This is a genomic window from Kribbella sandramycini, assembly GCF_013131805.1.
Lineage (GTDB): Bacteria > Actinomycetota > Actinomycetes > Propionibacteriales > Kribbellaceae > Kribbella > Kribbella sandramycini.
This window is the reverse complement of sequence record NZ_JABJRC010000004.1, coordinates 312075-332544: the sequence shown is the minus strand read 5'-3', so window position 1 is coordinate 332544 and position 20470 is coordinate 312075. Positions and strand designations below refer to the sequence as shown.

At 69.8% G+C, this 20470-nt stretch carries 23 protein-coding genes and 1 pseudogene; 14 read left to right on the top strand and 10 right to left on the bottom strand.

What is annotated here, in order from left to right; translation table 11 throughout:
* Positions 1-17 precede the first annotated feature (17 nt).
* Entirely contained in the window at positions 18-410 is a 393-nt protein-coding gene (locus HPO96_RS19815; RefSeq protein WP_202886173.1) for a nuclear transport factor 2 family protein, read from the top strand.
* On the opposite strand, the gene HPO96_RS19810 is transcribed toward HPO96_RS19815, so the two are convergent.
* A complete protein-coding gene (locus tag HPO96_RS19810; RefSeq protein ID WP_337796723.1) occupies positions 392-1561 on the bottom strand; it encodes an MFS transporter in 1170 nt (389 codons plus the stop codon). The two genes, HPO96_RS19815 and HPO96_RS19810, sit on opposite strands and share 19 nt — an antisense overlap.
* 140 nt (positions 1562-1701) lie before the next feature.
* Between HPO96_RS19810 and HPO96_RS19805 the strand changes: the two genes are divergently transcribed.
* Genes HPO96_RS19805 through HPO96_RS19790 form a run of 4 tightly spaced genes read left to right on the top strand, consistent with a single transcriptional unit; the run spans position 1702 to position 4141 of the window.
* Entirely contained in the window at positions 1702-2853 is a 1152-nt protein-coding gene (locus HPO96_RS19805; RefSeq protein ID WP_171674972.1) for an alpha-hydroxy-acid oxidizing protein, read from the top strand.
* Complete coding sequence (locus tag HPO96_RS19800) at positions 2850-3491, top strand: HAD family hydrolase (protein WP_171674971.1); 642 nt, start codon at positions 2850-2852, stop codon at positions 3489-3491. The genes HPO96_RS19805 and HPO96_RS19800 overlap by 4 nt, the downstream gene beginning before the upstream one ends.
* A 21-nt stretch (positions 3492-3512) precedes the next feature.
* Positions 3513-3764 carry a type II toxin-antitoxin system Phd/YefM family antitoxin gene (locus HPO96_RS19795; protein ID WP_171674970.1) on the top strand — a complete coding sequence of 84 codons (252 nt, stop codon included), beginning with the start codon at positions 3513-3515 and terminating at the stop codon, positions 3762-3764.
* On the top strand, positions 3761-4141 hold the full coding sequence (locus HPO96_RS19790) for a PIN domain-containing protein (protein WP_171674969.1): 381 nt from the start codon (positions 3761-3763) through the stop codon (positions 4139-4141). The genes HPO96_RS19795 and HPO96_RS19790 overlap by 4 nt, the downstream gene beginning before the upstream one ends.
* A gap of 29 nt (positions 4142-4170) precedes the next feature.
* On the opposite strand, the gene HPO96_RS19785 is transcribed toward HPO96_RS19790, so the two are convergent.
* Both HPO96_RS19785 and HPO96_RS19780 read right to left on the bottom strand, forming a co-directional pair.
* Positions 4171-5244, bottom strand: coding sequence for a 2-oxoacid:ferredoxin oxidoreductase subunit beta (locus tag HPO96_RS19785; protein WP_171674968.1), 1074 nt, complete (start codon positions 5242-5244; stop codon positions 4171-4173).
* Positions 5241-7205 (bottom strand): 2-oxoacid:acceptor oxidoreductase subunit alpha, encoded by a 1965-nt coding sequence (locus HPO96_RS19780; protein WP_202886171.1) that lies wholly within the window; start codon positions 7203-7205, stop codon positions 5241-5243. Before HPO96_RS19780 ends, HPO96_RS19785 begins: the two co-directional genes overlap by 4 nt.
* Positions 7206-7419: 214 nt before the next feature.
* Between HPO96_RS19780 and HPO96_RS19775 the strand changes: the two genes are divergently transcribed.
* From HPO96_RS19775 to HPO96_RS19765, 3 genes are all read left to right on the top strand, one after another.
* Positions 7420-8250, top strand: coding sequence for a hypothetical protein (locus HPO96_RS19775; RefSeq protein WP_171674967.1), 831 nt, complete (start codon positions 7420-7422; stop codon positions 8248-8250).
* A 10-nt stretch (positions 8251-8260) separates the two neighbouring features.
* Positions 8261-8617 (top strand): NADH-quinone oxidoreductase subunit A, encoded by a 357-nt coding sequence (locus tag HPO96_RS19770; protein WP_171674966.1) that lies wholly within the window; start codon positions 8261-8263, stop codon positions 8615-8617.
* 232 nt (positions 8618-8849) lie between these two features.
* Positions 8850-9050: a hypothetical protein gene (locus tag HPO96_RS19765; protein ID WP_171674965.1), complete on the top strand. Its 201-nt coding sequence runs from the start codon at positions 8850-8852 to the stop codon at positions 9048-9050.
* A 197-nt stretch (positions 9051-9247) separates the two neighbouring features.
* Here the strand turns inward: HPO96_RS19765 and HPO96_RS39165 are convergent, their stop codons facing one another.
* The 6 genes from HPO96_RS39165 to HPO96_RS19740 form a co-directional block, all read right to left on the bottom strand.
* The gene (locus HPO96_RS39165) at positions 9248-12163 is read right to left on the bottom strand and encodes a helix-turn-helix transcriptional regulator (RefSeq protein WP_171674964.1); all 2916 of its coding nucleotides are present in this window, start codon (positions 12161-12163) and stop codon (positions 9248-9250) included.
* Positions 12164-12306: 143 nt separating this feature from the next.
* On the bottom strand, positions 12307-12471 hold the full coding sequence (locus tag HPO96_RS19755) for a hypothetical protein (protein ID WP_171674963.1): 165 nt from the start codon (positions 12469-12471) through the stop codon (positions 12307-12309).
* 15 nt (positions 12472-12486) lie between these two features.
* Positions 12487-12618 carry a hypothetical protein gene (locus HPO96_RS39160; protein ID WP_272954638.1) on the bottom strand — a complete coding sequence of 44 codons (132 nt, stop codon included), beginning with the start codon at positions 12616-12618 and terminating at the stop codon, positions 12487-12489.
* 209 nt (positions 12619-12827) lie between these two features.
* Positions 12828-12986: a hypothetical protein gene (locus HPO96_RS19750; protein ID WP_171674962.1), complete on the bottom strand. Its 159-nt coding sequence runs from the start codon at positions 12984-12986 to the stop codon at positions 12828-12830.
* Between the two features lie 96 nt (positions 12987-13082).
* On the bottom strand, positions 13083-13775 hold the full coding sequence (locus HPO96_RS19745; protein ID WP_337796722.1) for a GntR family transcriptional regulator: 693 nt from the start codon (positions 13773-13775) through the stop codon (positions 13083-13085).
* Positions 13776-13777: 2 nt separating this feature from the next.
* Positions 13778-15217, bottom strand: a complete 1440-nt coding sequence (locus HPO96_RS19740) for a purine-cytosine permease family protein (RefSeq protein ID WP_171674961.1) — start codon at positions 15215-15217, stop codon at positions 13778-13780.
* A gap of 67 nt (positions 15218-15284) precedes the next feature.
* On the opposite strand from HPO96_RS19740, the gene HPO96_RS19735 reads away from it, so the two are divergent.
* The 3 genes from HPO96_RS19735 to HPO96_RS19725 are packed head-to-tail and all read left to right on the top strand — an operon-like array spanning position 15285 to position 17483.
* Positions 15285-16169: an alpha/beta fold hydrolase gene (locus tag HPO96_RS19735; protein ID WP_171674960.1), complete on the top strand. Its 885-nt coding sequence runs from the start codon at positions 15285-15287 to the stop codon at positions 16167-16169.
* Between the two features lie 4 nt (positions 16170-16173).
* Positions 16174-16749 carry an NADH-quinone oxidoreductase subunit B gene (locus HPO96_RS19730; protein WP_238355306.1) on the top strand — a complete coding sequence of 192 codons (576 nt, stop codon included), beginning with the start codon at positions 16174-16176 and terminating at the stop codon, positions 16747-16749.
* Entirely contained in the window at positions 16746-17483 is a 738-nt protein-coding gene (locus tag HPO96_RS19725) for an NADH-quinone oxidoreductase subunit C (RefSeq protein WP_171674959.1), read from the top strand. The genes HPO96_RS19730 and HPO96_RS19725 overlap by 4 nt, the downstream gene beginning before the upstream one ends.
* Position 17484: 1 nt before the next feature.
* On the opposite strand, the gene HPO96_RS38375 is transcribed toward HPO96_RS19725, so the two are convergent.
* On the bottom strand, positions 17485-18375 hold the full coding sequence (locus HPO96_RS38375) for a nuclear transport factor 2 family protein (RefSeq protein WP_238355305.1): 891 nt from the start codon (positions 18373-18375) through the stop codon (positions 17485-17487).
* A gap of 62 nt (positions 18376-18437) precedes the next feature.
* Here HPO96_RS38375 and HPO96_RS19715 point away from each other — a divergent pair, with 62 nt between their 5' ends.
* From HPO96_RS19715 to HPO96_RS19705, 3 genes and pseudogenes are all read left to right on the top strand, one after another.
* On the top strand, positions 18438-19385 hold the full coding sequence (locus HPO96_RS19715; RefSeq protein WP_202886170.1) for a complex I subunit 1/NuoH family protein: 948 nt from the start codon (positions 18438-18440) through the stop codon (positions 19383-19385).
* A gap of 222 nt (positions 19386-19607) precedes the next feature.
* A pseudogene (locus tag HPO96_RS38370) lies at positions 19608-19835 on the top strand (4Fe-4S binding protein); the annotation flags it as partial.
* Between the two features lie 137 nt (positions 19836-19972).
* Positions 19973-20470 (top strand): NADH-quinone oxidoreductase subunit J, encoded by a 498-nt coding sequence (locus tag HPO96_RS19705; protein ID WP_171674956.1) that lies wholly within the window; start codon positions 19973-19975, stop codon positions 20468-20470.

Here is a 20470-nt window from a genome sequence, read left to right as displayed (position 1 = left end):
GCCTACGATCGGGTGTCGTGACCCCGCATGAGCTGACCACCAGCCTGCTCCAGCACGTCGGCGCCGGCGAGACCGACGCCGCGGCAGCGCTCTTCGCCGACGACGTCGACTTCTTCATCCCGCGTGCCGCCGAGCTGCCCTGGGTGCCCGACGTCGACTCGGCCGCTGGGATGGCGACGTACTTCGGTCTGCTGCGGACCCACCTCGACGGCAAACGGTTCGACGTCGAGCGGATCGTCGCCGATGCCACGGACGCCGTCGTGATCGGCCAGCTCGTCTCGACGGTGCGGGCGACCGGGCGGGATATCGAGTCCCGGTTCGCGATCCACGTGGGCACCCGGGACGGACGGATCACCCGGTACCACTTCTACGAGGACAGCCTCGCGGTCGCTCAGGCGCTCGTGCCCTGACGCCGGTCCATCCGGCCGGAGACGAGCGCGAAGATCAGGCCGGCGACGGCCAGGGCGGCGCCGACCCGGCTGGGCCACTCGTAGCCGTAGCCGGCCGCGAGGACGACGCTGCCGAGCCAGGCGCCGAGCGCGTTGGCGACGTTCAGCGTCGAGTGGTTGAGGGAGGCTGCGAGCGACTGACCCTCATGGGCGACGTCCATCAGCCGCGTCTGCAGGGCGGGGATCAGGATGCTCGACGAGAAGCCGAGCAGGAAGACCGCGAGCAGAGCGGTCGGCTTGGTGTGCGCGAGCCAGCCGAAGACGGTGAGGACGACGGTGACCGCGATCAGACCGCCGTACAGGCTCGGCATCAGCGCGCGGTCCGCGAGCCGGCCGCCGACCAGCGTGCCGCAGGTCATGCCGACGCCGTACGTCGCGAGCACGATCGTCACCGCGGCGGGGGAGAAGCCGGCCAGCTCGGTCATCGTGGGCGTGATGTAGGAGTAGGTCGCGAACATGCCGCCGAAGCCGACCATGCCGACCAGCAGGGCCATCCACACCTGTGGTTTCGCCAGCGCGCTGAGCTCGCTGCGGACGTTGACGTCGTTGCCCACCGGCTGCGGCGTCACCCAGAACCAAACCGCGACCAGCGTCAGCAACCCGAGCCCGCCGACCGCCAGGAACGGCGCCTGCCACCCCAGCTGCTGACCCATCAGCGTCGTCAGCGGAACCCCGACGATATTGGCCACGGGCAGCCCGACCATGATCATCGAGACCGCCCAGGCCCGCCGGTTCGCCGGCACCATCGAGGCCCCGACCACCGCGCCGATCCCGAAGAACGCGCCGTGCGGCACCCCGGTCAGGAACCGCGCCGCCATCAGCAGCTCATAACTCGACGCCACCGCCGACAACACGTTCCCGACCACGAACATCGCCATCAGCCCGAGCAGCAGCCGCTTCCGCCCGGTCCGCGCCCCGAGCGCCGCGATCACCGGCGCCCCGACGACCACGCCCACGGCGTACGCCGAAACCACATGCCCCGCGGTCGGAATCGAGATCCGGACGCCGTCCGCGATCTCCGGCAGCAGCCCCATCGTCACGAACTCGGTGGTCCCGATCGCGAACCCGCCGATCGCCAGCGCGAACAACGCCAGCCCCACCTGCTTGGGCACCACTCGACTGTCAGGCGTCACGGCAGTAGTCACACCTGAGTCTCGCAAACTCTCCGCCGCTGCTCCCACAAAGCTGCCAACAGATTGTCAGAATTTGGTGGCGGTTCCCGGGGTCCTGCGGAGTGTGGGAGCATCCGCGCATGGCCAACTTTGGTGACTTTCAGTTGCAGATCTACCTGCAGGGGATGTTGCAGGGGACCAAGCCGGAGATCACGACCGATCTGGCGCGGCTGGAGTCGCAGGCGGCCGGGAAATTGTCCGCGGAGGCGATGGGGTACATCGTGCCGAGCGCGGGGAGCGGAGCGACGGCGCGGGCCAATCTGGTGGCGTTCGACCGGTGGCGGCTGGTGCCGCGAATGTTGCGGGGGAGCACCGAGCGCGATCTGAGTTGCACGATTCTCGGGACGCCGATGCCCGCACCGGTGCTGGTCGCGCCGGTCGGCGTCCAGACGCTGGCGCATCCGGACGGCGAGCTGGCGACCGCCCGGGCGGCGGACACGCTCGGGATCACGTACACGCACTCGACGCAGGCGAGTCATGCGATCGAGCAGATCGAGGCCAAGAGCAAGTGGTACCAGCTGTATTACCCGACCGATCGCGACGTCTGCCTGAGCTTGTTGCAGCGGGCGAAGGCGAGCGGGTACGGCGTCCTGGTCGTCACGCTCGACACCGGGACGATCGGTTGGCGCCCCGCGGATCTGGACCGCGGCTTCCTGCCGTTCCTGACCGGTGAAGGGCTCGCCAACTACTTCAGCGACCCGGCGTTCACCGCGAAGCTGGCCAAGCCGATCTCGGACGACCCGGGTGCGGCGGTGATGCAGTGGGCGCAGATGTTTCCGAATGTCGGCCTCGGCTGGGACGACCTCGGCTTCCTGCGCGACAACTGGGACGGCCCGATCGTCCTCAAAGGCATCACCGCCGTCGAGGACGCCAAACTGGCCGCCGAGCACGGGGCGGACGGCATCGTCGTCTCCAACCACGGCGGTCGCCAGGTCGACGGTGCGGTTGCCGCGCTCGACGCCCTGCCCGCCATCGCGGACGCCGTCGGCGAGCAGCTCACCGTGCTGTTCGACTCCGGCGTCCGGACCGGTGCGGACGCCGCGAAGGCGCTCGCCCTTGGCGCCAAGGCTGTCCTGCTCGGCCGCCCGCTGATGTACGGCCTCGCCCTGGCCGGCCAGGCCGGCGTCGAACACGTCCTGCGCTGCTTCCTCGCCGAGCTCGACCTCACCCTCGCCCTGGCCGGCTACGCCAACCACCGCGAGCTCAACCGCGACTCGGTGACCCGCGCATGAAGGCCGTCATCTTCGACCTCGACAACACCCTCTTCGACCACACCGGCTCCGCCGCTGCCGCCGTCCGCACCTGGCTCCCCGAACTAGGCGCCGACCCCACCGACGAACTCGTCGCCGCCTGGTTCGCCATCGAAGAGCGCGCCTACGCCCGCTGGCTCTCCGGCGAACTGACCCACCAAGGCCAGCGCCGCGCCCGCCTGCACGAGTTCCTCCCCCTCCTCAACCACCCCGTCCCACCCACCGACCAGGCCCAGGACGACTTCTTCGAGGGCTACCTGACCCACTACCGCGCCAACTGGTCCGCCTACCCCGACGCCGAACCCGCCCTAAAACTCGCCCAAAGCAACAACTGGCGGATCGGCATCCTCACCAACGGCACCACCGCCCAGCAGACCGCCAAACTGGAAACCATCGGCCTGGCCCCCTACCTCGACGCCATCTGCACCACCGAATCCCTCGGCCTCAGCAAACCCCACCCCGACGCCTACCTGCGAACCTGCGCCGCCCTCACCACCGCCCCCACCGAAACCCTCATGATCGGCGACAACCTGGCCCTCGACGTCCAAGCCCCCCAAGCCGCCGGCCTAACCGCCCGTCACCTCAACCGCCCCACCAACACTCTCCTCGACCTGTTGTAGCACAAGTGCTATTCTCGACTCATGGATGCTCTGGGACTGCGCGAGCTGCGGCAGCAGGCGAGTGATCTGGTCCGCCGGGCCGAAGCCGGTGAACACCTGCTGATCACCGTCTCCGGCCGCCCGGCCGCCGTGCTCGGCCCGCCGGAGCGGGACCACTGGCGGCGGTACGACGAAATCGCCGATGTCCTGCGCCCACGCACGGACGACGAGTGGGCGTCCGACCGCGAGCTCATCGACCACGACCTGGTCGACCCCTGGGAGCCCCGCGGATGAGGGTGGTGCTCGACACCAGCGTCCTCATCGAAGGTTTGGCCGACCCGGTCGACGCGGAGTTCGCGATCAGTACGATCAGCCTGGCCGAGTTGCACTTCGGCGTCCTGATGGCGAAGACACCCGAGCTTCGGGTCGGCCGGCTCCGCCGCCTGGCCAGTATCGAGCGGGCCTTCGAGGCCCTGCCGGTGACCGACGCGATCGCTCGCACCTACGGTGGTATCGCCGCGACGGTCGCGGCGGCCGGCCGGCAGCCCCGCGCCCGCTCGTTCGACCTCGTCATCGCGGCCACCGCGGCGACGCACGACGCCGCCCTCTACACCCGCAACCCGAAGGACTTCGCGCACCTTCAGGACTTCGTGGACGTCGTCGCCGTCTGACCGCGTGCTCGGACGGCGACCTGCCGGGGTCAGCTCTCGACGGTCCAGGTGTCGGTGCCGGTGATGAGGGACTGGAGGTTGCCGGGGCCTTGGGCTTCGCGGGCGGTGGTGATTTGCTGGCGGACCAGGTCGTCGTAGGCGGGGCGTTCTACTTGGCGGAAGATGCCGATCGGGGCCTGGTGGAGGACGCCGGCGTCGGTGAGGCGGGAGAGGGCGAAGGCGTAGGCAGGGTCGTCGGTGTGGGCGTCGTGGACGACGAGGTCGGACTCGCCGCCGGGGAGGTCGGCCACCTCGCGGACGGCGAGGGAGGCGAAACCGTCGCGGACGACGCCGAGGCGGCCGTCGGCGCCGAAGCGGATCGGCTCGCCGTGCCGGAGCGGGATGATCGCGTCGTCCCGGGTCTCGGGGTTCTTGAAGGCGTCGAAGGCGTTGTCGTTGAAGATCGGGCAGTTCTGGTAGATCTCGACGAACGAGGTGCCGCGGTGTTCGGCGGCTGCCTTCAGCACCGAGGTGAGGTGTTTACGGTCCGAGTCGACCGTGCGGGCGACGAACGTCGCCTCGGCGCCGAGGGCCAGCGAGACCGGGTTGAACGGCGTGTCCACCGAGCCCATCGGGGTCGACTTGGTCACCTTGCCCGGCTCCGACGTCGGCGAGTACTGGCCCTTGGTCAGCCCGTAGATCCGGTTGTTGAAGAGCAGGATCTTCAGGTTCACGTTCCGCCGCAGCGTGTGGATCAGGTGGTTGCCGCCGATCGACAGCGCGTCGCCGTCCCCGGTCACCACCCAGACGCTCAGGTCGGGCCGCGCCACCGCGAGCCCGGTCGCGATCGCCGGCGCGCGCCCGTGGATCGAGTGCATCCCGTACGTCGACAGGTAGTACGGGAACCGGGACGAGCACCCGATCCCGGACACCATCGCGACGTTCTCGCGCTTGATCCCCAGCTCCGGCAGGAACCCCTGAAAAGCGGCCAGGACGGCGTAGTCCCCGCAGCCCGGGCACCAGCGGACCTCCTGGTCCGACACGTACTCCTTGCGGTTCTGCGGCGCCTCCGCGACCGGAACCCCCCGCAGCCCGGCCGGCAGCCCCAGATCAACGGTGCTCATCGTGCTCCCTCCGTCTGCTCCTGGTGATCCCAGTGCGTCAGCTGTGCCGCCGCCGCCCCGAGCTGGCGGGCGTCGTCGTCGATCCCCTCGGTCTCCTCGACCAGGTTGCCGATCACCTCGGCCAGCTCGGCCGCGCCGAGCGGCATCCCCCGGACCTGCGCGTACGACACGACGTCGATCAGGTACTTCGACCGCAGCAGCATCGCCAGCTGCCCCAGGTTCATCTCCGGGACCAGCACCTTGTCGTAACTGCGCAACACATCGCCGAGATTCGCCGGGAACGGGTTCAGGTGCCGCAGGTGCGCCTGGGCGACCTTCCCGCCGACCGCCCGGACGCGCCGGACGCCGGCCCCGATCGGCCCGTACGTCGAACCCCAGCCGAGCACCAGCACCTTGGCCGCGCCGCCCGGGTCGTCGACATGCAACGGCTCGATCGAGCGGGCGATCCCGTCGACCTTGGCCTGCCTGGTCCGGATCATCAGGTCGTGGTTGGCCGGGTCGTAGGAGATGTTGCCGGTCTTGTCCTCCTTCTCCAGCCCGCCGATCCGGTGGTCCAGCCCCGGCGTCCCCGGGATCGCCCACGCGCGCGCCAGCGTCTCCGGATCCCGCAGGTAGGGCAGGTAGAGCGGTTTGCCGTCGGCGCCGGTCGCGTTCGGCTCGACGGTGAAGTTCGGCTCGATCACCGGCAGGGTCTCGACGTCCGGGATCTGCCACGGCTCGGACCCGTTGGCCAGGTAGCCGTCGGACAGCACCATCACCGGCGTCCGGTAGGTGACGGCGATCCGGGTCGCCTCGACGGCGATGGCGAAACAGTCCGCGGGGGACTGGGCCGCGAGCACCGGCAGCGGCGCCTCGCCGTTGCGCCCGAACATCACCTGCAGCAGGTCGGCCTGCTCGGTCTTGGTCGGCATCCCGGTCGAGGGGCCGGCGCGCTGGATGTCGCAGACCACCAGCGGCAGCTCGAGCATCACGCCCAGCCCGATCGTCTCCGACTTCAGGCTGATCCCCGGCCCGGACGACGTCGTCACCCCGAGCGCGCCCGCGAACGACGCGCCGAGGGCCGCGCCGACCCCGGCGATCTCGTCCTCGGCCTGGATCGTGGTCACGTCGAACCGCTTGAGTTTGGACAGCTCGTGCAGGACGTCGGACGCCGGGGTGATCGGGTACGCGCCGAGCACCATCGGCAACCCGGCCCGCTGGGCGCCCGCCACCAGGCCGTACGCCAGCGCGAGGTTGCCGGAGATGTTCCGGTAGGTGCCGGACGCCATCTTGGCCGGCTTCACCTCGTAGCGGACCGAGAACTCCTCGGCCGTCTCACCGAAGTTGAACCCGGCCCGGAAGGCGGCGATATTCGCGTCCCGGATCTCCGGTTTCCCGGCGAACTTCGTCTCCAGGAACGTGATCGTCGACTCGACCGGCCGCTGGAACAACCACGACACCAGGCCGAGCGCGTACATGTTCTTGGCCCGGGAGGCGTCCTTGCGGGACAGCCCGAACTCCTTGACCGACTCCACCGTCATCCCGGTCAGGTTCAGCGCGACGACGTGGTAGGCCTCGAGCTCGCCGGTCTCCAGCGGGTTCTCGTCGTACCCGATCCGCTTCAGGTTCCGGGCGGTGAAATCCGCCGTGTCGACGATCACGGTGGCGCCGCGCGGGACATCCTTGAGGTTGGCCTTGAGCGCGGCCGGGTTCATCGCGATCAGGACGTCGGGCGCGTCGCCCGGCGTGAGGATGTCGTGATCGGCGAAGTGCAGCTGGAACGAGGAGACTCCCGGCAGCGTCCCGGCCGGCGCCCGGATCTCCGCGGGGAAGTTGGGCAGTGTCGACAGGTCATTGCCGAACGATGCCGTTTCCGCTGTGAACCTGTCCCCCGTGAGCTGCATCCCGTCGCCGGAGTCGCCGGCGAAGCGGATCACCACGCGGTCGAGCTGCTTGACCTCGATGGTCACTGTTCTCGTCATCTCCAAGTCGGCGCTTGGGCCGGCGCGAACCGGTCCCCCCAGGGCAGGGCGGTAACCCCAATATTAGTTCGCCGTCCGCGCGGAAACACGGACGAGCCGTGCCGTCCACAGCCTGGGACGGGGTGCCGAAGGGCCGGTATCTGTGCACCCATGCCGTCACCCAGAGCAGCCGCTCGCTTGCGGAGCCGGAGCACCACGGGGCAGGGTGTCCTCCATGGTTCGCCGTCTCGTGGTCGCGCTCACCGGCCTCTCGCTCGTCCTGACCGCCTGCGCGGCCCCGATCGCCCCCGCGGACGCCGCGATCGGCACCGACCGCTCGGCCGGTACGACGTCCGTCGTCCAGCCGGCCTCGGCGGTCGCGACCCGGAGCGCGAAGATCACCGGCATCAAGACCAGTAACGCAACCACCGGCGTGATCACCGTCAACGGCTCGATCGTCCCGGCGCCCGCCGAAGGCACCCGGATCCGGCTGCACCAGCTGAACCCGGCGACCAAGAAGTGGCAGGAGATCGGCTACGGCCTCTCGAAGGGGACGACGGTCGTCGTCACCGTCAAGCAGCCGGCCTCGGTCCGCGACTACCGGCTCGCCGTCTACGCCCAGGCGCCGTACCCGGCGGCGACGTCCTCGGTCGTCACGTTCCACCACTACGTCTGGCGCGGGCTGTTCAAGCGCGGTGTGCTCGCCTCCGGCGGCAAGGGCAACCCGCAGCTCACCGTCATCCCGCCGAACGAGGGGCCCCGGCGCTCCGAGGCCGACTTCCTCGCCGACAAGGGCGGCTTCGTCTGGGGCGAGATCGACTCGACCGGCTGCAGCCACTTCAAGTCCTGGCTGGGCAACCTGACCGACGGCGACGCCCGCGCCTCCCTGCACAACGGGCCGCGCGCCAAGGCGATCGCCTCGGTCCGGATGAAGATGGAGACCGAGAAACCGGACTTCACCGCCAAGATCCTCGGCATCACGAAGCTGCGGATGCAGGTCACCGACGTCGCCTCCGGGTACGGCCCCTACATCTCGGTCGACTCCTACCTGCTCTGCACCAACTAGGCTGACCTCCGTGTCGGACAGCTATGGCGTCATCGCGGCGGTGGTGGCGCTCGGCCTCGTCGGCCTGATCGGCGCCTTCGCGCTCAACAAGGCCCTGACCGTCACCTACCCGACCGCGGGCAAGCTGACGACGTACGAGTCCGGCGTCGACCCGGTCGGCGAGGGGTGGGCGCAGGTCCACATCCGGTACTACCTGTTCGCGTACCTCTACGTCATCTTCGCCGTGGACGCCGTCTACCTCTTCCCCTGGGCGACCGTCTTCGCCGCCCTCGGCGTCGCCACCCTGATCGAGATGTTCATCTTCCTGGCCTTCGTCGCGGTCGGCCTGCTCTACGCCTACCGCAAGGGCGTTCTGCGCTGGACCTGAACCGATTTCGGTTGCGCTGCGTATTGGTGATCGGAAGGGTCTCGTAAGGCGAGAGGTGACGGATCGTCAGCTTCCGGCAACGATCTGGTGGTTGCCCGATCACCGTATGTGATTGCGCCAGGCAACAATTGCGCATCCCGTTAACGGACTGCGTCCGCACTGTCGCCAACGGGTCGATTCGCGGTTATCGTGATTACGCGGCGGTACGGGACACGTACAGGGCGGTGAGGCCATGAACTGGCAACTCTGGGTAGTAATCGGAGTCCTCACGGCTGCCTTCCTGGTCTACCTGCTGACCCGGATGCGGCACGCACAGCACGTCTTCGACGACATCACGCGGATCGATCGTCCGCCGGCTCCGGCCGACGAGCTGGCCACCCGGCGGGCCGGCCGCCTCCAGCCCGAGCCCGGACGGCGCCGAAAGCACGGCTAGCAGCCCTGGCTGCGCGCCAGGACGTGGAATGCCCGGTCCCCACCCGGGCTCCGCCCAGCACCGCTCACGATCGGTGGCCCGCACAGCGCCGTTCGTGAGCGGTGCACTTTCTGTGCTGGGTCAGTCGTTCGATGCAGCAACCGAGGGTGCTGGATCAGTCGCTTGTGTACGGCAACTGCGTGTGCTGGGTCAGCCGTTTAGGCGAGGAGGCCGTCCCGCCTGGCCACCGCGGCGGCCTCCGTCCGGGAGCGGACGCCGAGCTTGCCGAGGATGTTCGACACGTGCACGCTGACCGTCTTCTCGCTGATGTACAACTCGCGGGCCAGCTGCCGGTTCGTGCGGCCCTCGGCGAGCAGCTTGAGCACCTCGGTCTCCCGCGCGGTCAGCGCGGTGCCGCCGGCTCCCGGGCCATCGCCGCCGAGCGCTTCGAGCAGGGACTTCGCCCCCAGCCGGCGCGCGGTCTCGGCGGCCAGTGTCGCCTGCTCGTTGGCCTCGGCAACGCGACCGGCCGCGCGGAACGCGTCGGACAACCGAGCTCGCGACCACGCCTCCTCGTACACATAGCCGTAGCCGAACGCCTCCGCCGTACGCCGCCACACCGCGACATGCTCCTCCGGTGACGGCGGATCGATCCCGGTCAGCCAGCGCAGCCGCTCCCATTCGGCCTCGAGCCGCGACAACCAGGCCAGCCCTTCGACGCCGAGCAGGCGGCCCGGCGGCAGCCCTTTCTCCGCGGTCTCCTGCCCGATCGCGACCAGCTCGGCGCCGCGCTCGACCAGCTCCTTCGCGGCCGACGGCTCCCCGACCGCGCGGTGGCAGAGCACCTGCAGCGCCAGCGTCGAGAACCGGACCCGGCCGGTGAACAGATCGGTTTGGAAGATATCCGCGCACAGGGCGGTGACATCCTTGATCAGCTTCTCCGCGTCCGGGATCCGATCGAGCTCCAGGTACGCCTCGACGGCCGGCTGCAAACCGATGACCGGGACCAGCACGTCCAGATCCCACCACTTGCGCAGCATCACCAGCTCTTCGGCGACCGCGGTGTCCCCGCGGGCTCCGCGAACGTTGGCCTCGACGGCGCGCAATGCGGCCGCCGACGCCCCCGGCGTACCGGAATCGGTCCGGGTCGTCGTGGCGACGCCGTCCCAATCGCCCAGGGTGAACTGGGTGAGCGCGAGCATTCGCCGCGCGTCGAACCCGTACGCCGCCCACTGGCGGCCCAGCTCACCGGCGCGCTGGCAGGTGACGGCGAAGGTGGTCTTCGCGGACTCCAGATCGCCTTCCTCGTACTGGATCGAGCCGAGCAGGAACCGGCTGCGCACCTCGGCCGCGGCATCCCCGGCCAGTTGGGCGCGGACGGCGGCCTCCTCCATCTGTTTGGTGGCCGTCGCCGGGTCGCCGGCGCGCCGGCGCAGCTGGGCGAGCGTGATCCCGGCGTCCTCGGCGGCAGACTCCTCACCGGCCTCGCGGGCGATCTCGAGCGCCTTGTGCGCCCAGCGCTCGGCCTCCATCGACCGGCCGAGGCCGGCCGAGACCCGCGCGTACAGCGAGGCGATCTGGGCCTTGAACGGGGTCGACGGCTCGTCGGCGACCTGCTTGAGCGCTTGTGTCGCGGCTTCGTTGGCCTCTTGGTCCTGGTCGATGATCAGCGCGATATCCGCGAGCGGGAGCAGCAGTTGGGCGCGCTGCAGCTTCGGCGCATCCGGAGGGAGATCGGCGAGTGCCTTGCGGAGCAGTTTGACGCCGCGCAGATGCTGTGAGGACAGCGTGGCCGCGAGCGCGGTCTCGGCGATCAGCCAGGTCTTGTCGATGGTGTTGTCGGGGGCGGCGTTCGGGAACAGCTCCAGCGCCATCTCGTAGTGCTTGAGCCCCTCCTGCGGCGCGGCGACGGTCAGCGCCTCCTGACCGGCCCGGACGCGCGCCTCGAACGCCGTCGCCAGGTCGTGGGAGCGCGTCGCGTGGCCCGCGAGCTCGGCCGCCGTCCCCGCGACGGTCTGGTCCTTCAAGGCTTGGACGTACGCCGCGTGCTGCCGAACGCGCTCACCGGGCAGCAGATCGTCGTACACGGCCTCGGCCAGCAGCGCGTGGCGGAAGTAGTAGCTGGCGTTACCTGGGACGTCGATGATGTGCGCGTCGATCAGCTCGCGCAGCGCCTGGTCGAGCTGGCGGTCGGGCAGGCCGGCGACCGTGGTCAGCAGGGTGTGCGGGACGCGGCGTCCGGCGACGGCGATCACGCGCGCGACCTGACGGGCGTCGTCCGACAGCGGGTCGAGGCGGACGAGCAGCAGGTCGGCCAGATCCGGCGGGACGGCGTCGCCGTCGCCCATCGAGGCAGCGGCGACCAGCTCCTCGGTGAAGAACGCGTTGCCGCCCGCGCGTTCGAGGATTCGGCGGACTTCGGTCTCCGACAGCGGTTCGGTGACGAGTGAATCGAGCAGTGAACGCGATTCGGCGGCGTCCAGCGGGAGGACGTTGACCCGGCGTACGCGCGGATTGCGGGACCACTCGGCGATCGGACGGCGCAGCGGATGCCGGCGGTGCAGGTCGTCGCTGCGGTAGGAGACGATCAGCGCCAGCCGCTGCGAGGTCAGTCGGGTGATCAGGAAGCCGATCAGATCCCGGGTGGAGTCGTCGGCCCAGTGGGCGTCCTCGACGATCACGACCAGCGGCTCGCTGGCGGACAGCGCGGTGAACGCGCCGAGCACGGCGTCGAACAGGGCGGCCCGGTCGAGCTGACCCTCCTGGGCGACGGGCTGCGCGCCGATCAACCGGTGCGTCGGCAGGAGCCGGCCGATCGCGGGGAAGTTCTTCAGAACGCTCTCGACCAGGTCGGGCCGCTCCCCGGCCAGGCGGCCGAAGATCTCCGAGAAGGCGAGGAAGGGCAGCCCGGCGTCCCCGAAATCGGTGCAGTGCCCGACCAGGACGCCGAAGCCGCGCTCATGGGCCCCCGTCGCCACCTCGTCGAGCAGCCGGGTCTTGCCGACCCCGGCGTCCCCGGACAGCAGGACGGCGCCGGCCCGACGCGTTTTGGCGTCGTCGACGGCGCTGATCAGGGTGGCCATCTCGGTCGAGCGGCCGACGAGAGGTGTCGAGGTCCAAGGCACGTTGTCCATCTTCGCCCCTGGAGCCGACACAAATCGACGGCAGCCCGTCCGATGATCGCCAACGGCAACCAAAACGCCGTCCGCGACCGAGTGTTCCCGGTCGGGGACGGCGCTTGCGGTGACCGCGTCCTGACGGGCGGTCGCTGTGGTGATCACGCGACCGTGGTGGGTCGCAGGGCCCGGCGCGCGTGCCGCGGAGCGGGCTTGGCGGCCTGCTCGGCCGGCTGCACCCGGCGCGCGGTCTTCCGGAACAGACGCGTGGTCCGCTCACGGCGCCAGGCGGTCTCGGCCTGAATGGTCTGCTGAGTCATGAACATGGTGGTTTCCTCCCCTCAGGCTTTCCGGGTGAACAGGTGGGCGAAAGTGCGCCGGCCGCTCGTCGTACGGTGCGTCCGGAAGTCCCGGGCGAGGCGCTCCTTGCGGTAGGCGATCTCGGCCTGGACCGATGCGGTGTTGCTGAACATGTGTTCCTCCGTCTTCGCGGTGCCGGCTCCCTGCCGACAGGTGTAAATCTGCTCGCCTGAGGTGACCCCGCACATCCGAACTCCTCCCTATCCCCGGTCCTCAGGCCTCCTTAGGACCCTCCTAAGGAGCCAACCAACGACCGCGCGGCCGGCTCCTGTGCTGGAGCCGGCCGCGCCGGTACTTCAAGGGACTCTTGGGATTTGCGAACTCACATCGCGGGACGAGCCCGGAGCTCCGGGGCGCACGGCTCCACCCGCCGCGCCTTCGCCTTACGCCACAACCGGCCGGGCCGCTGGTACTCCCGCCGCAACTTCTCCTGCCGATACCGAGCCTCAGCCATCACCGCGTCACTGCTGTACGGAAACATCGTCTCCTCCGGAGAGCTGGTCGATGCCCCCACCGTGCGCGCCTGAGCCCCCGAGCCACATCAGCACAACTCCCTAGACGACCCGTTCGGGCGTACTTAGGCGGTGCCGTAGTCGAGGGTGAGTTCGTAGTGAGCCGGGTCGAGGAGACATTCGGCGTGTTCGGCGAAACGGTCGTCGGCGGTCCAGCTGGTGCGTTCGGTGTGCAGGAAGGGGACGCCGGGGGAGCGGGCCAGTGTGGCGGCTTCGGCGGGGGTGAGGGGGCGGGTGCGGAGGCGCTGGCTGCAGTGGTCGGGGTGCAGGCCGGCGCGGGTGAGGGTGACGGCGATCGAGTCGTTGACGAGGCCTTTGCGGGGGAGATCGCGGAGCGGCTCGAGCGCGGGCACCCAGCTGCGCTCCCAGGCGATCGGGGTGTCGCCGACGAGCTGGAGCCGTTCGATGACGATCAGTTTCTCGGTGCTGAGCGAGCGGTGCGACGTCCGCTCGTGCGCGATCCGGATCGTCCGGGACTCGACGTCCAGCACCGGGTCGGCGGGCGCGTGCGTCCAGCCGAGGCGACCGTCGAGCGGCCGCCCGTCGAAGGCCGCGAACGAACCCTTCCCGCTGCGCGTGCTGATCAGCCCCTCCCGCGCCAGAATCGCCAGCGCGGCGCGCACCGTGTTCCGGCTGACGCCGAACCGGCGCGCCAGCTCGACCTCCCCCGGCAACCGTGCGCCCCGCCGCACCAGACCGGCCCGCACCTCCCGATCCAGTACGGCGGCTACGCGCTCGTGTTTGAGCCCTTCCGGCACTGTCAGACAGCTTCCTGGCGGCGGACGGAGGACGCACCGGCGACGAGCTGGACGGCGAACCCGAGCACCAGGGCGAACAGGACGCCGAGGTTCGCATAGGCCCACGGCCCATCCTTCCCGCCGAGCGGCCCGAGCAGATACCCCTGCCAGGTCAGCCAGGACGCCGCCGAACTCGTTACCAGCCCCCAACCGATGCCAGTGGCAACGATCATCGTCCCGACCGGCAGCCAGCGGACGTCGCCGTACCGGCCGCGCCGGTCGAACAGATCGGCCTCGGCGTAGTCGCGGCGCCGGCTCGCGATATCGGCCAGCATGATCCCGCACCAGGCCGCGATCGGGACGCCGAGCGTGATCAGGAAGCCCTGGAACTGGCCGAGGAACTCGTCCCCGAAGAACACGACGTAGATCGTGCCCGCGATCATCACCAGCCCGTCGATGAGCGCGGCGACGTACCGCGGCGCGGGCAGACCGATCGACAGCAGCGCCAGACCCGACGAGTAGATGTCGAGGACGGCGCCGCCCACCAGCCCGAGGACCGCGACGAGCACGAACGGCACCAGGAACCACGTCGGCAGCGCGGCCGCGAGCGCGCCGATCGGATCGCCCGCGATCGCCTTGCTGAGGTCGGCGGACGAGCCGGCCAGCAGCAGGCCGAACAGCAGCAGCACGATCGGCGCGACCGATCCGCCGAACGTCGTCCAGCCGACGACGCCGCGGCTGGAGGACTGGCGCGGCAGGTAGCGGGAGTAGTCGGCGGCCGCGTTCACCCAGCCGAGGCCGAAGCCGGTCATCAGGAAGACGAGCGCGCCGAGCACCTGCTGGCTCGATCCGCTCGGCAGCGTCGACACCATGTTCCAGTGGATCTTCTCCGCGACCAGCGCGATGTAGACGATCGTCAGGACGCCGGTGACCACGGTGATGATCGTCTGCGCGCGCATGATCAGGTCGAAGCCGAGCACCCCGCACGCGACGATCAGGACGCCGACCACCAGCAACGCGACCACCTTCGTGATCGCCCCGCCGCCCCAGCCGAGCCGTTCGAACACCGTCGCGGTGGCGAGCGTCGCGAGGATCGTCAGCACGGTCTCCCACCCGACCGTCAGCAGCCACGCCACGAGCGAGGGCAGCTTGTTCCCCCGGACGCCGAACGCCGCCCGGCTGAGCACCAGCGTCGGCGCCGAACCCCGTTTACCCGCGAGCGAGATCAACCCGCAGAGCAGGAACGAGAACACGATCCCGACCAGCCCGGCCCCGACCGCCTGCCAGAACGAGATCCCGAAATCGAGCGCGAACGCCCCGTAGCTCAACCCGAGCACCGAAACGTTCGCCCCGAACCACGGCCAGAACAGCTGACTCGGCCGCCCCTTCCGATCGGCGTCCGCGATCACGTTCAGCCCGTTGCTCTCCACCGCGAACCCGCGCGACTCCACCTGCTCACTCATCGCGTCTCCCCAACCCGAAATGAACCTGTTCAGTCCTGTTCAATCACCGTAGATCACAATGCCCTGTATGCGAAGCGCCCCCGTAGACGGATTCGAACTCCAGTACGACCGCACCGGCGGCGACGGCCCCCCAGTAGTCCTCCTCCACGGCTGGCCCGGCGACCGAACCGACCACCGCCTTCTGGCCCCCCTCCTGGCCGCCCACGGCCACGACGTCCTAACCCCAGACCTCCGAGGCTTCGGCGCCTCCTACACCCCACCCTTGACCCCGGTGGGCGGCTCGGCGTCTGCTTCCTCCTTTGATCCGCAGCAGTTCGGCGCTGCAGGCCAGGCACGAAGTGTTGTCGGGCTGATTGAAGAGCTCGGTCTCGACCGGCCTGTGCTGGCTGGGTACGACGTCGGGAGCCGGGTGGCGCAGCACATCGCGCGTACCCGCCCGGAGCTGATCGACGGTCTGGTGGTGGCCCCACCGCTGCCCGGGATCGGTAAGCGAGTGTTCTCGGAGCAGGCGCAACGTGAGTTCTGGTACCAGTCGTTCCACCGGCTGCCGCTGATCGAGGAGCTGATCGACGGCAAGCCCGACGCCGTCCGCACCTACCTGAACCATTTCTGGCAGCACTGGTCCGGCCCGGACTTCGTCCCTGACCTCGACCACCTGGTCGACGTCTACTCGCGCCCCGGCGCGTTCACCGCCTCCCTGAACTGGTACCGCGGTGGTGCGGGCGCAGTCGCCGTCTCCGCGGCCGAGACCGCCCCGGCGTCGTACGACCGGATCCACGTGCCCACCGTCGTCCTCTGGCCCGAGTTCGACCCGCTCTTCCCCCGCGCCTGGTCGGACCGCCTCGACGACTTCTTCAGCGACGTCCGGCTCCGCCTCGTCGACGGCGTCGGCCACTTCGCCCCGCTGGAGTACCCAGAGATCTTCGCCGAGGAGATCGCAGGACTAGGCTGACCTCATGACCGACCTGCCGATGCCCGCCGTGCGCCCAGCGGTCGGTCCGCTGGCCAAGCTGGCGCCGCAGCCGGTCCGCTACCTGTTGAACTGGGGCCGCAAGTACTCGCTCTGGGTGTTCAACTTCGGCCTGGCCTGCTGCGCGATCGAGTTCATCGCGGCCTCGATGGGCCGGCACGACTTCATCCGCCTCGGCGTGATCCCGTTCGCGCCCGGCCCCCGCCAGGCCGACCTGATGGTCGTCTCCGGCACGGTCACCGACAAGATGGCGCCCGCGATCAAACGGCTCTACGACCAGATGCCCGAGCCCAAGTACGTGATCTCCTTCGGCTCCTGCTCCAACTCCGGCGGCCCGTACTGGGATTCGTACTGCGTCACCAAAGGCGTCGACCAGATCATCCCCGTCGACGTCTACGTGCCCGGCTGCCCGCCGCGCCCCGAAGCGCTCCTCCAGGGCATCCTCAAACTCCAGGAGAAGATTGCCGGCGAGAAACTCGCCGACCGCTACGACGAGCCGAGCCCGGCCGCCCTCACCCGTGACCTCGTCCCCCCGCCGACCGGCCAGGGAGCTGGCGCATGAGCGACGCGCTCGAGGCGTTGGTCAGCGCGGGGATCGAAGCGACGGCGGCCGACAGCTTCGGCCCGGCCGCGGTCGACGTGCCGCCGGGTGATTGGGTCGCCGCCCACGAAGTGCTCCGGGACGCCGTCGGCCTCACCTTCTTCGACTTCCTCTCCGCGTCCGACGAGCTCACCGACGGCTTCCGCGTCGTCTCGCACCTGGCCGACTTCTGGGGCGGCGCACACGTCGAGCACCTGCTCGTCCGCACGCTGATCCCGCGCGACCAGCCAACCCTCGCCACCCTCTCCGACCTGTACGCCGGCGCGAACTGGCACGAGCGCGAGACCTTCGAGATGTTCGGCATCACCTTCGAAGGCCACCCTAACCTCGTCCCGCTCCTGCTCCCCGACGGCTTCGAGGGCCACCCCCTGCGCAAGGAGTTCATCCTCGCCTCCCGCGTCGCCAAACCCTGGCCCGGCGCCAAAGAACCCGGCGAGTCCGACCACGCCCCCGCCGGCGGCGCTCCCAGCCGCCGCCGCACCCTCCCACCCGGCGTCCCCGACCCCGAAACCTGGGGCCCCCGCCCACCCGGCACCCCCGACCCGGACCCCCTGGCCCCCGCCCACGCCGCCGCCACCCCCGCCCGCCCCCGCCGAGCCGGCGGCCCCCCAGGCGAACGCCGAGCCCGCCGCCAATCCACCCCCACCGACCCCCCACCCCCAACCGACACCCCACCCCCGGTCGCCGCCGAGTGACTCAGCCAGGTGGCGGGGAGTGGTAGAAGACCTGCTCGTGGGTGATTCGGCCCTGGCTGACGGTGTACAGCGACAGCTTGGTCGTAGTCGAGCGCGCACCGGTGACGAGGTGCCGTTCATCGAAGGTGAAGCGAACGGCGAACTGATCGTTACGGACGAACGGGCCGAGTAGCTCGACGCCGACGTACTCGAGATGTGCATTCAGCCGGCGCGCATTGTCGAGGATGGCCTCACGCCCGACGAGTTCGGTGCCCTCCAGCGGCGCCACCCGGACCAGATCGGGTGCGGTCAACGCAAGGGCCGCGTCGAAACGGCCCGCGCGGAACGCCGCGACGTACCGGTCCGCAAGCTCCTGAGTGCTGGGGACGCGGAACAGGTCGGCGTGTTCGGCGGACCAGTCGGCGAAGGTGAGTGCTGGGCGGCCGGTCAGGGTGGTGACTGTGGTGGTGACTGGTTCGGGTGTGTCGACCAGGGAGGCCCAGTAGGTGGCGGAGGCCGCTCGTCCAGCAGCGCGAGTACGGCGACCGCCGCGATGTCCCGCTCGTGGATCAACGACCGCGCCGCCTTCGGATACGGCAGCCGGACGACGTCGCTCGCCCGGAGCTCCGCTGCCCACCCCTGCGCGTTGACGGCGAACCCACTGGGCCGCCTTCGCCGCACCGTCCGCCGAGAACGACGGCCAGAGCAGAAACGCCGCATCTGCCCCAACTGAGGCCTGGCGGACGGCGGACGGGTCGTAGAGATCGCCGACGACGAGTTCGACGTCCGCGGGCAGGTTGGCTCGGTCCGGCGTACGGACGAGGGCGCGGACGGCGACGCCCGCTGCGAGGAGTCCGGTGACGACGTGGCGCCCGACGCGCCCAGTGGCTCCGGTGATCAGAACTGTGCTCATGCCGTCGAGCCTGCGACCTCAACGGCGGTTCAGGTCAAGCTGGAGTCGATAGAGTGACGGGCATGCTGGAGTTCGTGGTGCGGGTGGTCGGCGTACTGGTCGCCTTCCTGGTGGCGCCGCTGGTGGTCGGCCAGGCCGAGCACAAGGTGATGGCGCACATGCAGTCGCGGCTCGGCCCGATGTACGCCGGGGGTTTCCACGGCTGGGCGCAGCTCGTCGCCGACGGGGTGAAGTTCGTCCAGAAGGAGAGCGTGACGCCGGCCGCGGCCGACAAACGCGTCTTCGAGTGGGCGCCGTACGTCGCCATCCTCCCGTACCTCGCCGCCCTGGCCGCGATCCCGATCGCCCCCGGCATCGTCGGCGCCGACCTCGACTCCGGCCTGTTCTTCGTACTCGCCGTGATGAGCATCGGCGTCCTCGGCTCGCTGATGGCCGGCTGGGGCAGCGGCAACAAGTACAGCCTCGTCGGCGGACTGCGGGTCGCGGCCCAGCTGATGAGCTACGAGCTCCCGTTCGTCCTGTCCGCCGCGAGCGTCGCCGTCGCCGCCGGCTCGCTCAGCCTCACCGGTATCGCCGAAGCCTGGAACCCCTGGTGGCTGCTCTGGCAGCTCCCCGGCCTGGTCGTCTTCTTCATCGCCGGCCTGGCCGAGCTCCAGCGCCCGCCCTTCGACATGCCCGTCGCCGACTCCGAAGTCATCTTCGGCCCCTACACCGAATACACCGGCCTCCGCTTCGCCCTCTTCCTCCTCGCCGAGTACACCGGCATCGTCGTCCTCTCGGCCCTCACCGCCGTCCTCTTCCTCGGCGGCTGGTCCGGCCCCGGCCCCGACTCCCTCGGCTGGCTCTGGACCCTCCTCAAAACCGCCCTCGTCGCCCTCCTCGTCATCTGGGTCCGCGTCTCCTTCCCCCGCCTCCGCGCCGACCAACTCCAAAAACTCGCCTGGCAACTCCTCGTCCCGGTCGCCCTGGCTCAGCTGGCGCTGACCGGTGTCGGAGTTGTGCTCTTCTAACCCACTGTCGGCAGGTGGGTGCGTAGGGTTGGGCGCGTCGTGAGGGGGAGAACGGTTAGTGTCCTCGGTGTACGGGACTGTTGACGGGGAGGTGGAGCGGTGGGTGTGCCGGGTAAGGGGTTGTTCGAGGGGCTGAAGGTCACTGCGAAGACCTTGGGCCGTCGGGCGGTGACGGAGCAGTATCCGGAGGTGCAGCCGGAGCTGCCGCCGCGGTCCCGCGGGGTGATCGCGCTGCTGGAGGAGAACTGCACGTCGTGCATGTTGTGCGCGCGGGAGTGCCCCAGCTGGTGCATCTACATCGATTCGCACACGGAGACGGCGCCCTCGGTCGGGGAGCAGGCGCGGGAGCGCAGCCGGAACGTGCTGGATCGGTTCGCGATCGACTTCAGTCTTTGTATGTACTGCGGGATCTGCATCGAGGCGTGCCCGTTCGACGCGTTGTTCTGGTCGCCCGAGTTCGAGTACGCCGAGACCGAGCTGCGCAACCTGACCCATGAGAAGGAGCGCCTGCGCGACTGGATGTGGACGGTGCCCGCGCCGCAGCCGATCGACCCGGGGCCGTCCGTCACAGCGTCGGAGGACGGCGCGTGACAACTGCTCTGTTCGCCGTCGCGGCCGTCGTGGCGGTGGTTTCGGCCGTGCTGGTGGTGACGTCGCGCCGGATCGTCCATGCGGCGTTGTGGCTGGTGGTCACGCTCGGCGCGGTCGCCGGGTGCTTCGGCGCCCTGCATGCCGAGTTCGTCGCGCTCGTCCAGATCCTGGTGTACGTCGGCGCGATCGTCGTCCTCGTCCTGTTCGCGCTGATGCTGACCAAGGCGCCCACCAATCCGCTGCCCACGCTGACGACGGCGCGCAGCCCGTTCGCGGCCGCGGTCGCCGGCGTCCTCGCGCTCCTCCTCGGCACCGGTGTAGTAATTGCCTTCGGCAAGGAAAAGATCAAACCGGTCCCGGCCGGCGACGCGGAGACCGTCGGGACGGCGATCTTCAAGACCTGGGTGCTCCCGTTCGAGGTGCTCTCGGTGCTGCTGCTGGCCGCGCTGATCGGCGCGATCGCCCTGTCCCAGCGCAAGTCCGGGGAGAGCTGA